General features: G+C 39.7%; 14 protein-coding genes and 1 pseudogene. 7 read left to right on the top strand and 8 right to left on the bottom strand.

Translation table 11 applies throughout. From position 1 onward, the window contains the following. Positions 1-114: 114 nt before the first annotated feature. The 5 genes and pseudogenes from CYO90_RS10400 to CYO90_RS00895 form a co-directional block, all read right to left on the bottom strand. Positions 115-1,569: pseudogene (locus tag CYO90_RS10400) on the bottom strand (MBOAT family O-acyltransferase). 51 nt (positions 1,570-1,620) lie between these two features. Beyond that, entirely contained in the window at positions 1,621-3,471 is a 1,851-nt protein-coding gene (locus CYO90_RS00910; RefSeq protein WP_103578103.1) for a primosomal protein N', read from the bottom strand. Beyond that, complete coding sequence (locus CYO90_RS00905; protein ID WP_103578102.1) at positions 3,471-3,881, bottom strand: type II secretion system protein; 411 nt, start codon at positions 3,879-3,881, stop codon at positions 3,471-3,473. The genes CYO90_RS00910 and CYO90_RS00905 overlap by 1 nt, the downstream gene beginning before the upstream one ends. Next, entirely contained in the window at positions 3,878-4,114 is a 237-nt protein-coding gene (locus CYO90_RS00900) for a hypothetical protein (protein WP_103578101.1), read from the bottom strand. Before CYO90_RS00900 ends, CYO90_RS00905 begins: the two co-directional genes overlap by 4 nt. 23 nt (positions 4,115-4,137) lie before the next feature. Then, positions 4,138-4,371 (bottom strand): hypothetical protein, encoded by a 234-nt coding sequence (locus CYO90_RS00895; protein WP_002940382.1) that lies wholly within the window; start codon positions 4,369-4,371, stop codon positions 4,138-4,140. A 125-nt stretch (positions 4,372-4,496) separates the two neighbouring features. Between CYO90_RS00895 and uvrB the strand changes: the two genes are divergently transcribed. Together uvrB and CYO90_RS10140 are read left to right on the top strand one after the other, a co-directional pair. Next, a complete protein-coding gene (uvrB, locus tag CYO90_RS00890) occupies positions 4,497-6,473 on the top strand; it encodes an excinuclease ABC subunit UvrB (protein ID WP_103578100.1) in 1,977 nt (658 codons plus the stop codon). A 918-nt stretch (positions 6,474-7,391) separates the two neighbouring features. Continuing rightward, on the top strand, positions 7,392-7,547 hold the full coding sequence (locus CYO90_RS10140) for a hypothetical protein (protein WP_181000196.1): 156 nt from the start codon (positions 7,392-7,394) through the stop codon (positions 7,545-7,547). A gap of 2 nt (positions 7,548-7,549) precedes the next feature. Here CYO90_RS10140 and CYO90_RS10135 read toward each other — a convergent pair whose 3' ends face one another. Genes CYO90_RS10135 through CYO90_RS00880 form a run of 3 tightly spaced genes read right to left on the bottom strand, consistent with a single transcriptional unit; the run spans position 7,550 to position 11,250 of the window. Further along, positions 7,550-8,071 carry an MFS transporter gene (locus tag CYO90_RS10135; RefSeq protein WP_181000195.1) on the bottom strand — a complete coding sequence of 174 codons (522 nt, stop codon included), beginning with the start codon at positions 8,069-8,071 and terminating at the stop codon, positions 7,550-7,552. Next, positions 7,972-8,709 (bottom strand): MFS transporter, encoded by a 738-nt coding sequence (locus tag CYO90_RS10130; protein ID WP_181000194.1) that lies wholly within the window; start codon positions 8,707-8,709, stop codon positions 7,972-7,974. Before CYO90_RS10130 ends, CYO90_RS10135 begins: the two co-directional genes overlap by 100 nt. Beyond that, the gene (locus CYO90_RS00880; protein ID WP_103578099.1) at positions 8,710-11,250 is read right to left on the bottom strand and encodes a tryptophanyl-tRNA synthetase; all 2,541 of its coding nucleotides are present in this window, start codon (positions 11,248-11,250) and stop codon (positions 8,710-8,712) included. Between the two features lie 168 nt (positions 11,251-11,418). Here CYO90_RS00880 and groES point away from each other — a divergent pair, with 168 nt between their 5' ends. From groES to wecC, 5 genes are all read left to right on the top strand, one after another. Further along, positions 11,419-11,679 carry a co-chaperone GroES gene (gene groES / locus CYO90_RS00875; RefSeq protein ID WP_009293641.1) on the top strand — a complete coding sequence of 87 codons (261 nt, stop codon included), beginning with the start codon at positions 11,419-11,421 and terminating at the stop codon, positions 11,677-11,679. A gap of 17 nt (positions 11,680-11,696) precedes the next feature. Continuing rightward, on the top strand, positions 11,697-13,331 hold the full coding sequence (gene groL / locus CYO90_RS00870) for a chaperonin GroEL (protein WP_021085219.1): 1,635 nt from the start codon (positions 11,697-11,699) through the stop codon (positions 13,329-13,331). Positions 13,332-13,518: 187 nt separating this feature from the next. Then, a complete protein-coding gene (locus CYO90_RS00865) occupies positions 13,519-14,886 on the top strand; it encodes a phosphomannomutase/phosphoglucomutase (RefSeq protein WP_103578098.1) in 1,368 nt (455 codons plus the stop codon). A gap of 44 nt (positions 14,887-14,930) precedes the next feature. Next, entirely contained in the window at positions 14,931-16,013 is a 1,083-nt protein-coding gene (wecB, locus tag CYO90_RS00860) for a non-hydrolyzing UDP-N-acetylglucosamine 2-epimerase (RefSeq protein ID WP_429827806.1), read from the top strand. A 12-nt stretch (positions 16,014-16,025) separates the two neighbouring features. Further along, entirely contained in the window at positions 16,026-17,219 is a 1,194-nt protein-coding gene (gene wecC, locus CYO90_RS00855) for a UDP-N-acetyl-D-mannosamine dehydrogenase (protein ID WP_103578096.1), read from the top strand. The last annotated feature ends 120 nt before the right edge of the window (positions 17,220-17,339 follow it).

The raw sequence follows: 17,339 nt of genomic DNA, 5'->3' as shown, positions 1-17,339 counted from the left end.
TTTCATATATATCATATGGATTGATTATAAAATTAGTTGCAGGAATCAATGTAAGAAAAAATATTATTATTATAATCCAAATTTTTATCCACTTTTTAGGTTTCATTTTTATCCTTAGAAATTAAAATATAGAAATTCAGAAATTTTATTTAATGAAAGAATAGCCCAACTAAAAATAGCAGCCGAAAATATAAGATACTTAAAACTAAAATCTAGTTTTTCTAAAATTTTTATACTATTTTTAAATGCTAAAGTTAAAATAAAACCAAGCATTATGAATAAAAGAGTATTTTTATCTCCAACATTTTCTAAAAATACACCAAAACTTACACTAAAGGATTTTAAAAACCCAAGTTTTGCTTCTAAAAAATTTGGCAAAACAATACCACTTAACCCAAACATTCCTTTTAAAACTTTTAAAGCATCGTCCCAATCTTTTGCTCTAAAAAATACCCAAGTAATATTTATGAAGTTAAATGTTATGAACCAAGCCAAAATTTTATTCATCTTGAAGCCAAGTTCGCTCCAAATTCTGTGAATAACCAAGGTAACGCCATGCAAAAGTCCCCAAAAGACAAATGTCCAGCCAGCCCCGTGCCATATACCACCTATTATAAAGGTCGCCATTAAATTTGCATATGTTCGAAGCCTGCCTTTGCGGTTACCACCTAGCGGGATATAGATATAGTCTCTTAAAAACCTGCTTAGTGTTATGTGCCATCTACGCCAAAAGTCTTGAATGCTTAAGGCTTTATAGGGTGAGTTAAAATTTATTGGAAGCTTGATATTAAAAAGAAGCGCTGCACCGATAGCCATATCGCAGTATCCGCTAAAGTCAAAGTAGAGCTGAAATGTATAAGCTTAGGCTAGTCGCCCATGCTTCAAATAAATTTAAGACAGCTGCATTGTCAAAACCATTTGTTGCCCAAACAGCAAAACTATCAGCGATAACTACCTTTTTAAAAAGTCCTATCGAGAAGATAAATAGCCCAAGTGCTATATTTTTATAGTTGATTACTCTATTTCTTAAATTTGCAAACTGCGGCATCATCTCTTTGTGATGAACGATCGGACCAGCAATTAGTTGCGGAAAAAAGGTAACAAATAAGCAGTAGTTTAAAAAATCATACTGCTTCGTACCCCCCCCGTAGCACTATCGACCAAATAGACTATCTGCTGAAAAGTAAAAAATGATATCGCAAGGGGCAATAGTAAATTCAAATGAGGTATGTGGGTATTAAAGATAAAATTTACATTGCTTATGAAAAAATCTGAATATTTAAAATATCCAAGTAGCATTAAATTTGCCACAATGCCTAGTATAAGAATAAATTTTTTAGAAATTTTACTATTTTCTTTGTTTAGCTCCACTCCAAAGCAGTAGTTAAACACCATTGAACCTAAGATTAGCGGCAGATAAATGACATTCCACCAGCTGTAAAAAAATAGAGATGATAGAACCAAAAAGCCCTTTGCTACTTCTGTGAGGCGCTTTTTATTTAGATAAAAATATATAAAGAATGTAAATGGCAAGAATAAAAATATAAATTCGTAAGAGTTAAAAAGCATTGACGCATCCGTTAAATTTTTGGTGAGATTATAATAAACATTGGCTAATTACTAGCTAAAATTCACCGGATCTATATCAATATCGCTAAGTTCGCTTTTGCAGAGGTTTGCAGCTTTTAAAAGCATGGTGTGTGAGTTTGAGCGAAGTAAAATTTCATATCTAAATTTACCCACAAGATACTCGGCTTGGCACTTGCCATATCCAACGATCTCTAGCTCATCGCTTTTTAGTGACTCTAGTCGTTGCACAAATTCGTTCATTGCGCCCTTTGCCGTGCTTTCATCTTTATGCGAAACGACCACGCGAAGCAGCCTCGTAAATGGCGGATACAGCCCCTCTCGGTAGCTGATCTCCTCCTTTAAAAATGCGTCGTAGTCGCTGATATAGCTCTCAAAAAACTCCCTTTGTTTGCTTTGGATGATGACCCTGCCAGCTCCGTTTCTACCGGCTCTGCCAGCTACTTGCATGGCAAGGGCAAGTGTCCGCTCTCTGGCTCTAAAATCAGGAAAATTTAAAAGCTCGTCAAAGCCCATGATGACGGCAAGCTCGACGTTGTGATAGTCATGCCCCTTGCTTAGCATCTGCGTGCCAAGCAAGATATCTATCTTGCCATCGTTAAATTCCTTTAAAGCCTTTACGAGCTTATTTTGCGTCGTGATCTCGTCTCTATCAAATTTAGCGATCCTAGCGTTTGCAAACTCAGCTTGCAGCCTCTCAAGTAGCTCACTCGTGCCGATCTTTTTAGCCTCTATCATCTCGCTGCCGCACTGGTGGCAGGTCTTTGGCACGGCCATTTTATGCTCGCAGTATTGGCACTTTAGCACGTTTTGCTTTTTATAGTAGCTCATGCCGATGCTACAAAACGGACACTTCACCGTCTCGCCGCAGTTTTTGCAGACAAGATATTTGAAATTTGCCCTTGTTGGCAGGCAGATGACGGCTTGCTTTTTATTTTCAAGCGTCTTTGCGATCTGCTCTTTTAAAATTTCGCTTATGCCAGTCTCGCTCTCGTCAAATATATAGCTCTTTTGCGACGCAAAATATGTCCCTTTTAGGCGAAAACATTCTTGCTTGTAAAAGCTAGTGAGGCTTGGCGTGGCACTACCCAGAACTACTTGCAAGTCAAATTTGCTAGTTAAAAAGAGTGCGAGATCCCTTGCGTTGTAGTGGGGTTTTGAGCCAGTGTTTTTGTAGCTATCGTCGTGCTCTTCGTCGATGATGATGAGTTTTAGCCTCTCAAGTGGCAAAAACAGGGCAGATCTTGCACCTGCAATAAGCCTAGCCTTGCCACTTTTGATGTCCTTTAAAATTTGCTCTTTTTTCTTTGGCGTGATCTTTGAGTGCCACACAGCCACCGCCTCGCCAAAGAAGCTCTCTAAGCGCTTTTGCATCTGCGGTGTTAGTGAAATTTCAGGCATTAAAAATAGCGCTTGGCCGCCTTCGTTTAAAATTTCTCTTATTTTAGCGATGTAAATTTCACTTTTGCCGCTTCCAGTGTCGCCAAAGATGAGCGAGCTTTTTCGCTCGTTTATAAAATTTAGCGCTTCAAGCTGCTTTTGGCTTAAATTTGGTGCTTTAAAGTCGCTTTCGCCACTATAAATTTCATCATCAGCAAGGCTTTGTGGTTCAAATAAATTTATAGCAACGCCAAGCTCGCAGGTGTAGTAGTAGGCGATAAATTTAGCCAAAGTTGCCTGTATCTCGTTTAGCTTAATGGGTAAAATTTCATCAATTAGGCTTGTTTTAAAGCTTGGCTCGCCCACTTCGCGCAGGATAAAGCCAGTTAGACTTTTATCCCTAAGCTTTGCAGAGACGGCGCGAAATGGCGCAATATCTAGCTCGCTTTTATATGTGAGCGCAGCTAAATTTACCCCGCTAAATACGACCTCGTAGTATCTCATCACTCAAGGGCGCTGCAAAGTCCGTCGCTACTTTGGCAGTCAAATTCGCCAGTTGTGTTTTTGTAAGTGAAATTTGCTATCTGTCCGTCTAGCTTGAAGGTATAAGTGGTTGCTCCAGTTTTGTGCCAGCCGTTTTTTGTACCGCTGTCTGCGATATTTAAGCTTATTACTTTGTTGAAAAGTTTATTTCCATCATCAAGCGCGTCAGGATATGCTGGAGTGCCTTTTAGGACGCTATCGTTGTATTTTAGCGAGATGCCGCTTTTTATGGCAGCGATTTGCGTTTTTGCATTTGCGACTATGGCGTCGCTTCTAGTAAAGAAAAGCTTTGGTATAGCAATAGCGCTCAAGACGCCAAGTATGACGATGACAAATATAATTTCTATTAGGGTAAAAGCTCTCTTTTTCATTTATTTTCCGGTTTTAGTATCTCTTCTATCTCTTTTGTGACGTCCTTTACGACGCGCAAATTTGTGTAGCTCTCGTAGCTCTTTTCGACAAAGGCGTTTATAAGCTCGCGAGGCTCTATAAATTTCTTTCCCCCCATAAATTTCTTCCAGTCACGCTCAAAAACTTCAGCAAAATCATCATCAAGCGTTATCGTGTAGTCGCGAGATGATACGGTGAGCGTGATCTGTTTCATCTTTTATGCCAAAAATGCCTAGCTTATCTACCAAGGACGGCTTCGATCTTTTTCATTACATCATCAGCTTCGCTATTTTTCTTATCAAGGTCTTCTTCTAGGCGCATGATCTGATTAGTCTTTGCCTCATTTTGTGCTTTTAATGTTACGATCTCGTTACGTAGCTCTTCATTTACTCTGCAAACTTCATCGTATTTTGTAATTAGGTCATTTACTTTATCGCTTAGTGTGGTTAAGATCGCATTATCTTCAAACATAAAGGTTCCTTTAAAATAATAATTAATGCCGTATTCTAACACGCAGAGGCTAAATTCTTTTTAAAATTCTCATTTGACAAAGCACTATCTTTGCTATAAAATTCGCCCAAATTTAAAGGTAGTTAATGAGTAAATTTGAAATTTCATCTAAATTTAGCCCAAGCAGCGACCAAGCAAGAGCGATAAAAGAGATAGTAAAAAGTATAAAATCAGGCAACAAATACCAAACACTTCTAGGCGTGACAGGATCTGGCAAGACCTTTACTATGGCAAATGTCATACGTGAGCTAAATATGCCAACTCTGATAATGACGCATAACAAATCCCTTGCCGCGCAGCTTTACAGCGAATTTAAGGGCTTTTTCCCAAAAAATCACGTCGAGTACTTCATAAGCTACTACGACTACTACCAGCCAGAGGCCTACATCCCAAGAAGCGACCTATATATAGAAAAGGATAGCTCGGTAAATGAGGAGCTTGAGCGCCTGCGCCTCTCTGCGACGGCTAGCTTGCTAAGCTTTGACGACGTCGTCTGTGTTGCCTCAGTCTCTGCAAACTACGGCCTTGGTAATCCAAGCGAGTATAAAGGGATGGTGGCATATCTTAGCGTGGGTGAGAAGATAAGCCAAAGAAAGCTTTTAGAGCAGCTTGTAGATATGGGCTATAAGCGCAATGACAACTACTTTGATAGGGGGGATTTTCGTGTAAATGGCGATGTGGTGGACATTTACCCAGCTTACTACAACGATGAAGCCCTAAGGATCGAGTTTTTTGGCGATGAGATCGATGCGATGTATCATTTTGACGTGCTTGATAACAAAAGGCTAAAGGATATCTCTAAATTTACGCTTTATGCGACCAGCCAGTTCATCGTGGGTGCTGATAGGCTAAAGATCGCGATGAAAGAGATCGAAGAGGAGCTTGATGCACGTTTGAAAGAATTTAACGAGCAGGGCAAGCTAGTCGAGGCGCAAAGACTAAAGCAAAGGGTGGAGTTTGACCTCGAGATGATGGCAAGCACTGGCATGTGCAAAGGCATCGAAAACTACGCGCGCCACCTAACCGGACAAAGGCCAGGAGAGACGCCGTACTCGATGTTTGACTACTTTGAGATAAGTGGCAAAGACTATCTGGTCATCGTCGATGAGAGCCACGTGAGTTTGCCGCAGTTTAGGGGTATGTATGCGGGTGACAGGAGCCGTAAAGAGGTGCTTGTGGAGTATGGATTTCGTTTGCCATCAGCACTTGATAACAGGCCGCTTAAATTTGACGAGTTTATAAGCAAAAAGGCGAAATTTCTCTTTGTTTCAGCCACGCCAAACGAATACGAGCTTGGTATCAGCCAGGGGCACGTTTATGAGCAGATTTTGCGTCCTACTGGACTGCTTGATCCTCTCATTGAGATAAAAGATAGTGACAATCAAGTTGAGGCGCTATTTGACGAGGCAAAGGCGGTGATCGCTAGAGGTGAGCGCGTGCTAGTTACGGTGCTAACTAAAAAGATGGCCGAGGAGCTAAGCCGCTACTACATCGAGCTTGGCATCAAGGTCAAGTATATGCACTCAGATATCGACGCGATCGAGCGAAATGAGATCATTAGGGGGCTTAGAAGCGGCGAATTTGACATGCTAATAGGCATAAATTTGCTCCGTGAGGGGCTGGACCTGCCAGAGGTGAGCCTGATAGCCATAATGGATGCCGATAAAGAGGGCTTTTTGCGCTCGACAACGAGCCTTATACAGACGATGGGGCGCGCAGCTAGAAATGTAAATGGCAAGGTGCTAATGTTTGCCAAAAAGATCACCCACTCGATGAAAAAGGCGATCGATACGACGACAGCTAGGCGTAAATTTCAAGATGAATACAACAAAGCTCACGCCATCACGCCGCACTCTGCCAGCAGAAATATCGAAGAGAGCCTGCATGTCGAGGATGATGGTGAAATTTATAAGCGTGGTAAGAATTTAGAGAAGATGCCAGCTAGCGAGCGAGCCGCGATCGTAAAAGAGCTAAGAAAGCAGATGCTTGAAGCGGCGGCGCAGCTGGAATTTGAGAAGGCGGCGGCGTTACGTGATGAGATAGCAAAGATGAGAAAACTATAAAAAAGACAAGCCCTTTTTGTTTTATACTGCGTTGGATATCGCTTCAAACTTCGGTCACGTATCATATATACACTCCCTCGTTTTTGCTCATCCGCCTTGTCTGAAACAAAAATTTTCTTGTCTTAATGGCTTAAATTTATTTGTTCTATCTTCGGTCGAAAATTTCTTCGTAACATTTAAAATCATCACAAGATACTTTGCCTTGATGCTTTGGTAGCTAAAATTTAAATTTCTACGTGTCTCTGGTCTGCGCAAATTTTAACTACGCAACATTTAAATCTATTACAAAATACCGCCGCCCCAAGCGCCATGGGTTGGTTTTTTATATCTTTAGATTTGCCTTATTGCCTCCTCGCAGATAAACAAAAATTTTCTTGTCTTTGGCGATTTGTCTTTTTATGCTATACGTCGTTGAAATTTCACTCTACTGCAGTCATATACTATATGTATGCTCCTTTGTATCGCAAAATTTCGCATCGTCTCCTTGTAGCGAAGTCTCGTTGCGAGCAAAGCGAAGCAAAACAAAAATTCTTGTCTTGGTAGTTTAAATTTTTCGAGTTCAACTTATATGTTCTATCTTCGGTTGAAAATTTCTTCGTAACATTTAAAATCATCGCAAGATACTTTGTCTTGATGCTTGGTTTTTAAATTTTAAAATAAAAACTACTGCAAAATACTGCCGACCTAAGCTCCATGGCTTGTTTTTTACATCTTTAAATTTGCCTTGCCTTTATAGAGGAGTGAAAATTTTCTTCTCTTTGCCAAGTTTTGTTTAAATTTCAGTTCGTATCAAATTTCATCTACCAAGCAAATTTAAAGCCCAAAAAATAAAATTTACAAAATCAGCTCAAGGGGCGAGAAATTTAACCGTGTCTCTTTAGCTTTGCGCCAAAGTTGGGCGTGCAAAGGATACAGCCTGTGGCTTGGGCACTGCTATCTAGTGCCATTTTGAACAAAAGAGCTTGGAGAGAGCCCGCAGCATTTGAGGCATCAAAAATAGGTGGCGAGATCGCTTACAGCATCAGAGACGACGACAAGGCTGTTCTATACGCTGTTAGCAAGCTATTTTTGTAAATTTATATCTTGCTAACTGGCTTTAAAAAGTAGCTAGAAACCGCGCAGATGAGCGAAACTGCGGCGATAAAGTAAAACGAGTGCGTTAGGCTAAAGATGTCAGCGATCTTGCCGATGACCGTCGCAAATATACCGCCGATCGTGATGCTAAGCCCAAGCGTTACGCCAGAGGCTAGGCCGATTTGATTTGGCAGATAAAGCTGTGCAAGGGCGATTGATGGGCTAAAAGATAGGCTGATGCAGGCACTCACGCACATGGAGGCCGCGAGAAATAGCGCATAGCTGTCGATAAAGAGCATTAGCACGACTAGTGGTGCAGCGATGCTTAGGCTTATTTTGATGAGCCTAACTAGGCTGTATCTATCCGCTAGCGCTCCGCCAAATAGCGTAGAGATCGCACCTGCAGCAAAAAACATACTTAAATTTACATTTGCAGCTTCTTTGCTAAGACCAAAAATTTTGATGAGGTAGATGCTAAAAATGCCGCAAAGCCAAATGCGACGATAGAGCGTGAAAATATACACAGACAAAGCCTCAAAAATGCGCCCAGATCGTCTTTTAAGAGAGTAGTTTTTTGTAAAATTTGCTTTTTGTGATTGCCTTCTAGCGCTTTTATAAATTTGCCCTTTTTAATGTATAAAAGTGTTAGAAAAATTTGAGGAATTATAAAGACTAGCGTCCCTTTTAGGCCAAAATTTCCCACAAAAACGGCGACTAAAATGGGCCCAACCGCAAAGCCTACGTTGCCACCAAATGAAAATATGCTTATGCTTTTGGCTCTATTTTTGGAGTTTGAGGCGTAGTTTACGATCCTTGCGGCACTTGGGTGAAAGAGCGCGGCACCGATACCGCTTATCATCACGCAAACCAAGATGAGGTAGTAGTTTGTGACAAAGCCAGTTAGGCTCATGCCCCCGCCTGCCAAAAGTAGCCCAAGCGGGATGATGTAGGGCAGCTCTTTTTTGTCGCTTAAGCGGCCGATCAGCGGTTGGATGAGCGAGCTTGCTAAATTTGTGGCAGTCACGAGCGAGGCGGCTGTGGCGTAGTCATAGTGGTAGCTTGCGATGAAAAATGGCAGCATCGCACCAAGAGCACTTTGGTTTATGTCGCTACAAAAGTGCCCAAGCCCCATTAGATACTTTAAATTTTCCGCCTTTTTCATCTAAAATAGCCCTTTTAAAAGCCCCTTTAAATTTTGTTTTTCGCCGCTTGCGTCATCATCTTTGCCCAGCTTTTTGTCTAAAAATCTACCTATTTCTTTTTTGACCTTATTTTCGAGATACTGCGATCTGACGTCGTATTTTAGCTTGTCTGTCGTGCCTGAGATTTGCACGTTTAGGTCAGTCTTTTCTAGCCTGCAAACAAGCGGCGCATTAAGCATTTTTGTGGCGGTATTATAAGTGCCGTTTGCAACCTTTATGTCGCTTTTTGGTGAGCTTAAATTTACGTTAAAGATGACGTTATCGCCCTTTATATCGCCGTAAATTTTGCCGTCTTTGTAAATTTCTTTTGTGATATCCTTGCCGGTGAAGATTTTTATATTGTTTGTGAGATTTGTGCTGGCCAGGTGACCCTCTTTTAGTAAGATGTCAAATTTACCGAGCTTTTGCTTTGTTTCGTAGTCAAATTTAGCATCTCCGTTGCCATCATAAAGATGATCAAGCCCCAAAGTCTGCGTTAGCCCCTTGACCTCAAAGTTTTTTAGCACCGCATCAAGCGCGCCACCTTTGTAGTTTGCCTCTAGTTTGCCCTTAAATAGATCATCTGAAGTAGCTTTTACGCTTAGATCATCCACTTTGCCATCTGCTGTTACGAGGGCTGCAAATTTACCGTGAAGCTCGCGACCAGCTAAAAATGCAAGCTTATTTAGCTCTGAAACTACCGCTTGAAGCTTTAAGTTTAGCGTGCTTTTGCCCACGTCAAAACCGCCATCTATGCCCTTTATATCAGCTAACGAGCTAAGAAAGTCGCCGCTAAATTTTGCTACGTCGCCTTTATAGTCTAGGCTCAAATTTGAGCTAAATTTCTCGTTTTCTGGGAATTTTTTATCAAGTATTTTGCTAAGCGCTGCGGCGTTAAATTTACCATCATTTAAAGCGATCGTTGCGGCGACGCTTGGGCTTTTGCTAAAGATATTTCGCCCCTTTGCTTGGACATTTGTCTTGGCATTTACCAGTCTGTCGTTGCCACTAAGTGCTAAGATCTCTCCTAGCTGCGCCTCTTTTAGGTTAAGATCAAGATTTTCATTTTTTATGGTGGCGTTTAGCTTGCCAGCAAAGGCATCGCCGCCTAAATTTAGCTCATCTATCTTGCTATCTTTGACTTTCACATCGCCAGCAAGCGCCATCTTTGAGCCTACCTCAAAGCCACTAACCGCTTTAAATTTCTCAGGGTCGCTAATAAGCAGGGCAAATTTGCTAAAAATTTGGCTGTTTTTTAGGTCAAAAACGCCCTTTACATCCTTTAGCTCGCCAAGGTCGCTAAGCACGTTTGCGTCAAAATTTACAAGCTCACCTTTTGCGGTGGCGCCGCCTTTTAGCTCAAATTTCGCCGCATTTTTAAGCTTTGCAAGACCATTATTTATAAGGCCGTTTTTTATCTCAAATTTAGCCTCGCCTGTAAGCTTTTTTAGCTCGTCAAAGCCGCTAAAATTTGCGTTTAAATTTATCTGCCCGTCTGCGTAGCTAGGCTGCAAGGCAAGCGCTAGAAGCTCTTTTAGCTTGATATTAGCCGCATTTAGGGCTAAATTTTTACTATCAAAATTTGCATTTATCTTGCCACCAAGGCCGTTTATCTCAGCTTTTAGATTTTTAAGGGCATTTTCTTGCATTGTAATTTCGCCGTTTGCATCCACTGCACCGCTTAGTTGCTCGCCTAAGAGCTTGCCAAAAAGGGCAAGATCAGGCACGTTTAGCAAAAAGTCGCTCTTTAAATTTTTGCTAGCCAGATCATAAGTCGTCTCGTTTGCTTTTAAAGTGGCTTCAGGTGCGATGATGAGGGTTTTTGCACTCACTTTTTCATTTGCAAATTTAGCATTTACGCCACCTTTAAAGTTTATATCTTTTGCTAAATTTAGCCCAAATTCATTTTTAAGAATTTCTTTGTTTATCGCTGCGTCGCTAGCTAAAATTTGAGCGTTAATGATGGGCTCATTTTTCTCATCAACTCCTTGCATATTGCTCGTTAGATCAAGCTTGCCGCTAGCTAAATTTGGCTTTTTAGCAAGAGCTGATATCTCAGAAAGTTCGATGTTTTTAGCGTCAAGATTTAGAGCTTTTGGCAGATAGTCTTTTAAATTTGCGTTTAAATTTATATTTGATCCAAGCGCCGTGCCAGTTGCTGTTAGCTTGAAGTCGCTAAATTTACCAGCCACGTTTGCCTTAAGTGCGACATCCTTTTTTAGCCCAAGCTCGCTAGCCTTTGCCTTGTCGGCGTTTATATCTGTATTTAAGTTCATACTTTGAGCAAGCAAGGATAGATCGCCATTTACCTTTAAATTTATGGCATTCATCACGGTCGCTTCTAAATTTAAGGTGCTAAGCCCAAGGTTAAAGTCTTTAAATTTGACATCGATACCACGAGCTAGCGCCTCTTTTTCTATTTTACTGGCTATAAATTTATTGCCAAAAGAGCTAAAGATAAAGCCAAAAATGCAAGCTACTATGAGCACAAGCGCGCCAACTATGTAAGCTACTTTTTTCATAAAATTCCTTTATATTAGTTTTACATATCATAAAACTTTAGTCACTTAGACTAAAGTTTTTAATAAAAATCACTATAAATTATTGACTTTTTCAGAAAAAAATGCTAGCATTTCATCACTCAAAAATAAAGAGTGCTAAAAAAGACAATTAAACTAAAAGGATGAACAATGAACTTTCAACCATTAGGCAAGCGTGTCCTAGTCGAACGCGTAGAAGAGACAAAGACGACAGCTTCGGGCATAATTATACCTGATAACGCAAAAGAAAAACCTTTAAGCGGTGAGGTAAAAGCAGTTGGCGCTGAAGCTGAGGGCGTAAAAGTTGGCGAAAAAGTAGTATTTGCTAAATACGCTGGCACTGAGGTAAATTTAGATGATAAAACATATCTTGTTTTAAACATCGACGACATTTTAGGCGTGATTAAATAATTTAAAAAGGAAAGACAATGGCAAAAGAAATTTTTTACTCTGATGATGCAAGAAACCGCCTATACGAGGGCGTAAAAAAACTAAATGACGCTGTTAAAGTGACAATGGGACCAAGAGGCAGAAATGTCCTTATCCAAAAGAGCTTTGGCGCTCCAAACATAACAAAAGACGGCGTTAGCGTGGCTAAAGAGGTTGAGCTAAAAGATACTATCGAAAACATGGGTGCAAGCCTAGTTAGAGAAGTAGCAAGCAAGACAAACGATCAAGCAGGCGACGGCACTACAACAGCAACTGTGCTAGCTCATGCGATATTTAAAGAGGGTCTTAGAAACGTAACTGCTGGCGCAAATCCTATCGAAGTAAAACGCGGCATGGACAAAGAAGTAGCAGCTCTTATAGATGCACTAAAAAACATCTCTAAAAAAGTTTCTGGCTCAAAAGAGATCGCACAGATCGCTACTATCTCTGCTAACTCAGACGAAAGCATCGGCAAACTTATCGCTGATGCGATGGAAAAAGTTGGCAAAGATGGCGTTATAACAGTAGAAGAGGCAAAGTCTATCCAAGACGAGCTAAGTGTTGTTGAGGGTATGCAGTTTGACCGCGGATACCTAAGCCCATACTTCATCACAAACCCTGAAAAGATGCAAGTTGAGCTAAGCAATCCTTTCATATTGCTATTTGACAAGAAGATAACAAATTTAAAAGACTTATTGCCAGTGCTTGAGCAAGTACAAAAGAGTGGCAAACCACTTTTAATCATCGCTGAAGATATCGAAGGCGAGGCACTTGCAACGCTTGTTGTAAATAAACTTCGCGGCGTGCTAAACATCTCAGCTGTTAAAGCTCCTGGCTTTGGCGACAGAAGAAAAGCTATGCTTGAAGATATCGCTATCTTAACAGGTGGTGAAGTTATCAGCGAAGAGCTAGGCAGAACACTTGAGAGCGCTAGTATAAACGACCTTGGACAAGCTTCAAGCGTAGTTATCGACAAAGATAACACAACTATCGTAAATGGCGCAGGCGAGAAGTCAGCGATCGACGCTAGAATAACTCAAATCAAAGCTCAAATCGCAGAAACCACAAGCGACTATGACAAAGAAAAACTTCAAGAGCGCCTTGCAAAACTAAGTGGCGGCGTGGCAGTTATCAAAGTAGGTGCTGCGACTGAGACTGAGATGAAAGAGAAAAAAGACCGCGTAGATGACGCTCTAAGCGCTACTCGTGCAGCTGTAGAAGAGGGCATCGTAGTAGGTGGCGGTTCGGCTCTTATCCTCGCTTCAAAGAGTGTAAATTTAAATTTACAAGGTGATGAGGCAATCGGCGCTGAGATCGTTAGAAGAGCGCTTCGTGCTCCACTTCGCCAGATTGCTGAGAACGCTGGCTTTGACGCAGGCGTAGTAGCAAACGCAGTTGAGACAAGCAAAGATGCAAATTTTGGCTTTAACGCTGCAACCGGCGAATATGTAAATATGTTTGAAGCTGGCATCATCGACCCAGTTAAGGTTGAGAGAGTTGCGCTACAAAACGCTGTTAGCGTGGCTAGCTTGCTACTAACGACTGAAGCGACTATCAGCGAGATAAAAGAAGAAAAAGCAATGCCTGCAATGCCTGACATGGGCGGAATGGGTGGCATGGGCGGCATGATGTAGCAGCCCTTTTCGAGCTAGAGCTTTCTAGCTCGAATTTTTATCTAAACTTACGATTTGCTACATCTCTCTACTTCTTTGATTTACAATATTTATTTTTATTTAATGTTTGTTAAAGTAAAATCCTAGTTCTAAAATTGGTATATAAAATTATATAGATAATTAAAAATTTATAAATAGAGATTTATTTATGAAATATGATGAAATTTTTAGAGAATACGACATCCGCGGCGTTTATGAAAAGGACTTGACAGAAGATAGCGTCAAGGCTATAGGGCTCGCTTTAGGCAAGAAATTTAACGAATTTGGCTTAAAAACTTTAAGCGTTGGTTTTGACGCAAGGCTTAGTGCTAGCACGCTTTTTAGATATCTGCTAAGTGGCCTAAATAAGGCTGGTGGCTTTAAAATTTATAACATCGGCTTGCTACCAACTCCTGTTGGCTACTTTAGCGTTTATGCTGATTATTTTGACGCAAACATCATGATCACAGGCTCTCACAACCCAAAAGATTATAACGGCTTTAAGATTACTATCAAAAAAGATAGTTTTTTTGGCAAAGATCTGCAAATTTTAAAAGACAAGGTAAACGAGATAATCGCCTCTGGTGAGCAGATCGCAGATGATGAGAGCTGTGAGAAATTTAACATCTTAGAAAAATATGTTGAGTTTTTTGTAAAAGAATTTAGCGAACTTAAAAATTTCAAAAAGCCTTTTGTTATCGACTGCGCAAATGGTGCTGTTGGCGTGAGTTTGGTGCCCATCGTCAAGGCGCTTGGGCTAAATGCAAAAATTTTATATGAAGATCCAGACGGAAATTTCCCAAACCACCACCCAGACCCAAGCGAAAAAGAGAATTTAAAAGAGCTATTTTCGCTCATTGAGAAGAAGGAATTTGACCTTGGATTTGGCTTTGACGGAGATGGCGACAGGATCGCGGTTATAACGCCAAAAAGGGATATAAAAGGCGACGAACTAGCCTATCTTTACGCGTTAAATATGAAACATCCAAAGGTACTTGGCGAGGTAAAATGCTCACAAAATATGTATGATGAGATCGCCAAGATCGGCGAAGTTTTCATGGGCAAGACTGGGCATAGCAATATAAAAAAGATGATGAAAGAGCTAAACGTAGATCTTGCAGCAGAGGTGAGCGGTCATATCTTCTTTAAAGAACGATACTTTGGCTTTGACGATGCGCTTTATGCGATGATGAGGGTGATCGAGCTAGTGCATAAAGGCTTTGATCTTGACGGCGAGCTTGATAAGATGCCGCTTGTCTTTAGCACCGATGAGATCAAGATAAAGACGACTGACGAGGCTAAATTTAAGATAGTTGCCAAGCTAAAAGAGTGCGTGAAAAACGAGGGTTGTGACCTGCCAAAGATAAAAAATATCATTGACATTGATGGCATTAGGATTCAGTTTGAAAATGGCTGGGCGTTGGTGCGTGCGTCAAATACAACACCAGTTATCGTCACTAGATTTGAAGCTAAGAGCAAGGAATTCTTAGAAGAGATCGAGCAAAAAGTGACAAATCTACTGAAAGGTTTAATGTGAAAAAAATTCTTATAGTTTTTGGCACTAGGCCAGAAGCAATAAAAATGGCTCCTTTAATAAAGGAATTTCAAAAATATAGTGACTTTTGTCTTAAAGTATGCGTTACTGCTCAGCATAGGAAGATGTTAGATCAAGTTCTAGAAATATTTAATATATCTCCGGATTATGATCTAGATATAATGCAGCCTAATCAGGATTTATTTGACTTATCATCGCGGATTTTGCTTAAGATGCGAGATGTTTTAGATGATTTTTGCCCAGACATAGTTTTTGTTCATGGAGATACTACAACAGCTAGCATGAGCGCATTGGCCTCTTTTTATAAACAAATAAAAATCGCCCATGTAGAAGCTGGACTTAGAACGTGGAAAATTTATTCACCATTTCCTGAAGAAGTAAATAGACAATTAGTGGGTGTTTTGGCAAATTATCATTTTACACCAACAACTTTATCAAAAGATAATCTTTTGAAAGAAAATAAAAAACCTGAAAATATTGTTGTAACTGGGAATACAGTGATTGACGCTTTGTTTTTATTATTGGACATGATAAAAAAGGATCCAATTTTTAAGAATAAAATATTACAGTCATTAAAACTTAAATATAATCCTGAACACAATAGAAGGATTGTATTGGTAACTGGTCATAGAAGAGAAAATTTTGGATTTGGTTTCATTAATATATGTGAGGCTTTAAAGATTTTAGCTAAAAATAATCCAAATATAGATATTATATACCCAGTTCATCTTAACCCAAATGTTCAGAAACCTGTAAAAGAAATACTATCTAATGTTGATAATGTGCATCTTATAGCACCATTAGAGTATGATGAGTTTGTATATCTTATGGATAGATCGTATTTTATTATTACTGATAGTGGTGGCATACAAGAAGAAGCTCCTAGTTTAGGAAAACCAGTTTTGGTTATGAGGGACACTACAGAAAGACCAGAAGCTATTACTTCAGGCTCTGTTAAACTTGTAGGTACTGATAAAGAAAAGATAGTAAGTAGCGCACAAGAATTACTTGATAGCATTGAAATTTATAAAAAAATGAGTCAATCCCATAATCCTTACGGGGATGGTAATGCTTGTGCTAAAATAGTAGAGTTTGTTAGAAATATGTAATTGGAGCAATAAATGGTAAAAGATATTTGTGTTGTAGGATTAGGGTATATTGGATTACCTACTGCTGCGCTTTTGGCAAACAATGGATACAATGTGCATGGTGTAGATGTTGTGCAAAGTACAGTTGATACAATCAATCAAGGAAAGATACATATTGTTGAACCAGGGCTTGAAGATTTTGTAAAAAAAGCAGTTGATAATGGAAAACTAAAAGCTGATATAAGACCGACAAAATCAGATGTTTTTATAGTAGCTGTTCCTACACCTTTTCGTGAAGGCTTCGTTCCAAATTTAGATTATGTAATAAGTGCATGCAAATCTATAGCTCCTTTTGTTAAAAGTGGTGATATTGTAGTTTTAGAGTCTACGTCTCCTGTTGGAACTACAGAAAAAATAGGTGAAATTTTAAAAGGTAGTGGTGTAAATATTTCAGAAATTTTTATAGCTCATTGTCCAGAGAGAGTTTTGCCTGGAAAAATACTGCATGAATTGGTGCAAAATGATAGAATCGTAGGTGGATTAACGCTTGAAGCAACTAGGAAAACAGCAGATTTTTATAAAACGTTTGTAAAAGGTGAGATATTGCAAACAGATGCAAGAACTGCTGAAATGGCAAAGCTTACTGAAAATTCTTTTCGTGATGTAAATATTGCATTTGCAAATGAATTGAGTATTCTATGTGACAAATTTGGTATTAACGTTTGGGAGCTTATATCACTAGCAAATCGTCACCCCCGTGTTAATATCTTAAGCCCAGGATGCGGTGTGGGCGGACACTGTATCGCTGTAGATCCATGGTTTATTGTGCATGCTGGTGGCAATGATGCAAAACTTATAAAAACAGCCAGAGAAGTAAACAACTATAAAATGCAATGGGTCGTAGAAAAAATAAAAAATGCTGCTTTGAAATTTGAACTAGAGAGTGATAAAAAGCCTAAGATAGCTTGCATGGGCCTTGCATTTAAGCCAGATATAGATGATCTTCGAGAGTCTCCTGCTGTTTTGGTTGCACAAGACTTAATACAGGCTGGATTTGACATTTTAGCCGTTGAGCCAAATATAAAATCTCATAAGGATTTTGAGATAATAAACTACAAAAAAGCTATAGATATCGCAGATATAGTTGTATTTTTAGTTGCTCATAAAGAATTTAAAGCGCTAAAAATTCAAAAACAGTTTTTAGATTTTTGTGGAATTTTTAAATGATTTGTCAAAAGGTAATAGATAAAAATAACCATCTGAATTTTTTAGATTACTTTTTGCTTTGCAAGTGGTATATATGCACTCAACAGGATGGCTAAAAATACCACTTTTATGGGGGGGGGT

Origin of the sequence: Campylobacter concisus, from assembly GCF_002913745.1 — a bacterium.
In the GTDB taxonomy this organism is placed as follows: Bacteria; Campylobacterota; Campylobacteria; order Campylobacterales; family Campylobacteraceae; genus Campylobacter_A; species Campylobacter_A concisus_R.
This window is presented reverse-complemented; position numbering and strand designations above follow the sequence as displayed.

Coding starts and splice junctions, on each gene's coding strand:
- groL (WP_021085219.1), top strand. CDS start 11,697: ATGGCAAAAGAAATTTTTTACTCTGATGATGCAAGAAACCGCCTATAC.
- CYO90_RS00880 (WP_103578099.1), bottom strand. CDS start 11,250: ATGAAAAAAGTAGCTTACATAGTTGGCGCGCTTGTGCTCATAGTAGCT.
- uvrB (WP_103578100.1), top strand. CDS start 4,497: ATGAGTAAATTTGAAATTTCATCTAAATTTAGCCCAAGCAGCGACCAA.
- CYO90_RS00910 (WP_103578103.1), bottom strand. CDS start 3,471: ATGAGATACTACGAGGTCGTATTTAGCGGGGTAAATTTAGCTGCGCTC.
- CYO90_RS00865 (WP_103578098.1), top strand. CDS start 13,519: ATGAAATATGATGAAATTTTTAGAGAATACGACATCCGCGGCGTTTAT.
- CYO90_RS00895 (WP_002940382.1), bottom strand. CDS start 4,371: ATGTTTGAAGATAATGCGATCTTAACCACACTAAGCGATAAAGTAAAT.
- groES (WP_009293641.1), top strand. CDS start 11,419: ATGAACTTTCAACCATTAGGCAAGCGTGTCCTAGTCGAACGCGTAGAA.
- CYO90_RS00905 (WP_103578102.1), bottom strand. CDS start 3,881: ATGAAAAAGAGAGCTTTTACCCTAATAGAAATTATATTTGTCATCGTC.
- wecB (WP_429827806.1), top strand. CDS start 14,931: ATGGCTCCTTTAATAAAGGAATTTCAAAAATATAGTGACTTTTGTCTT.
- CYO90_RS00900 (WP_103578101.1), bottom strand. CDS start 4,114: ATGAAACAGATCACGCTCACCGTATCATCTCGCGACTACACGATAACG.
- wecC (WP_103578096.1), top strand. CDS start 16,026: ATGGTAAAAGATATTTGTGTTGTAGGATTAGGGTATATTGGATTACCT.
- CYO90_RS10130 (WP_181000194.1), bottom strand. CDS start 8,709: ATGAAAAAGGCGGAAAATTTAAAGTATCTAATGGGGCTTGGGCACTTT.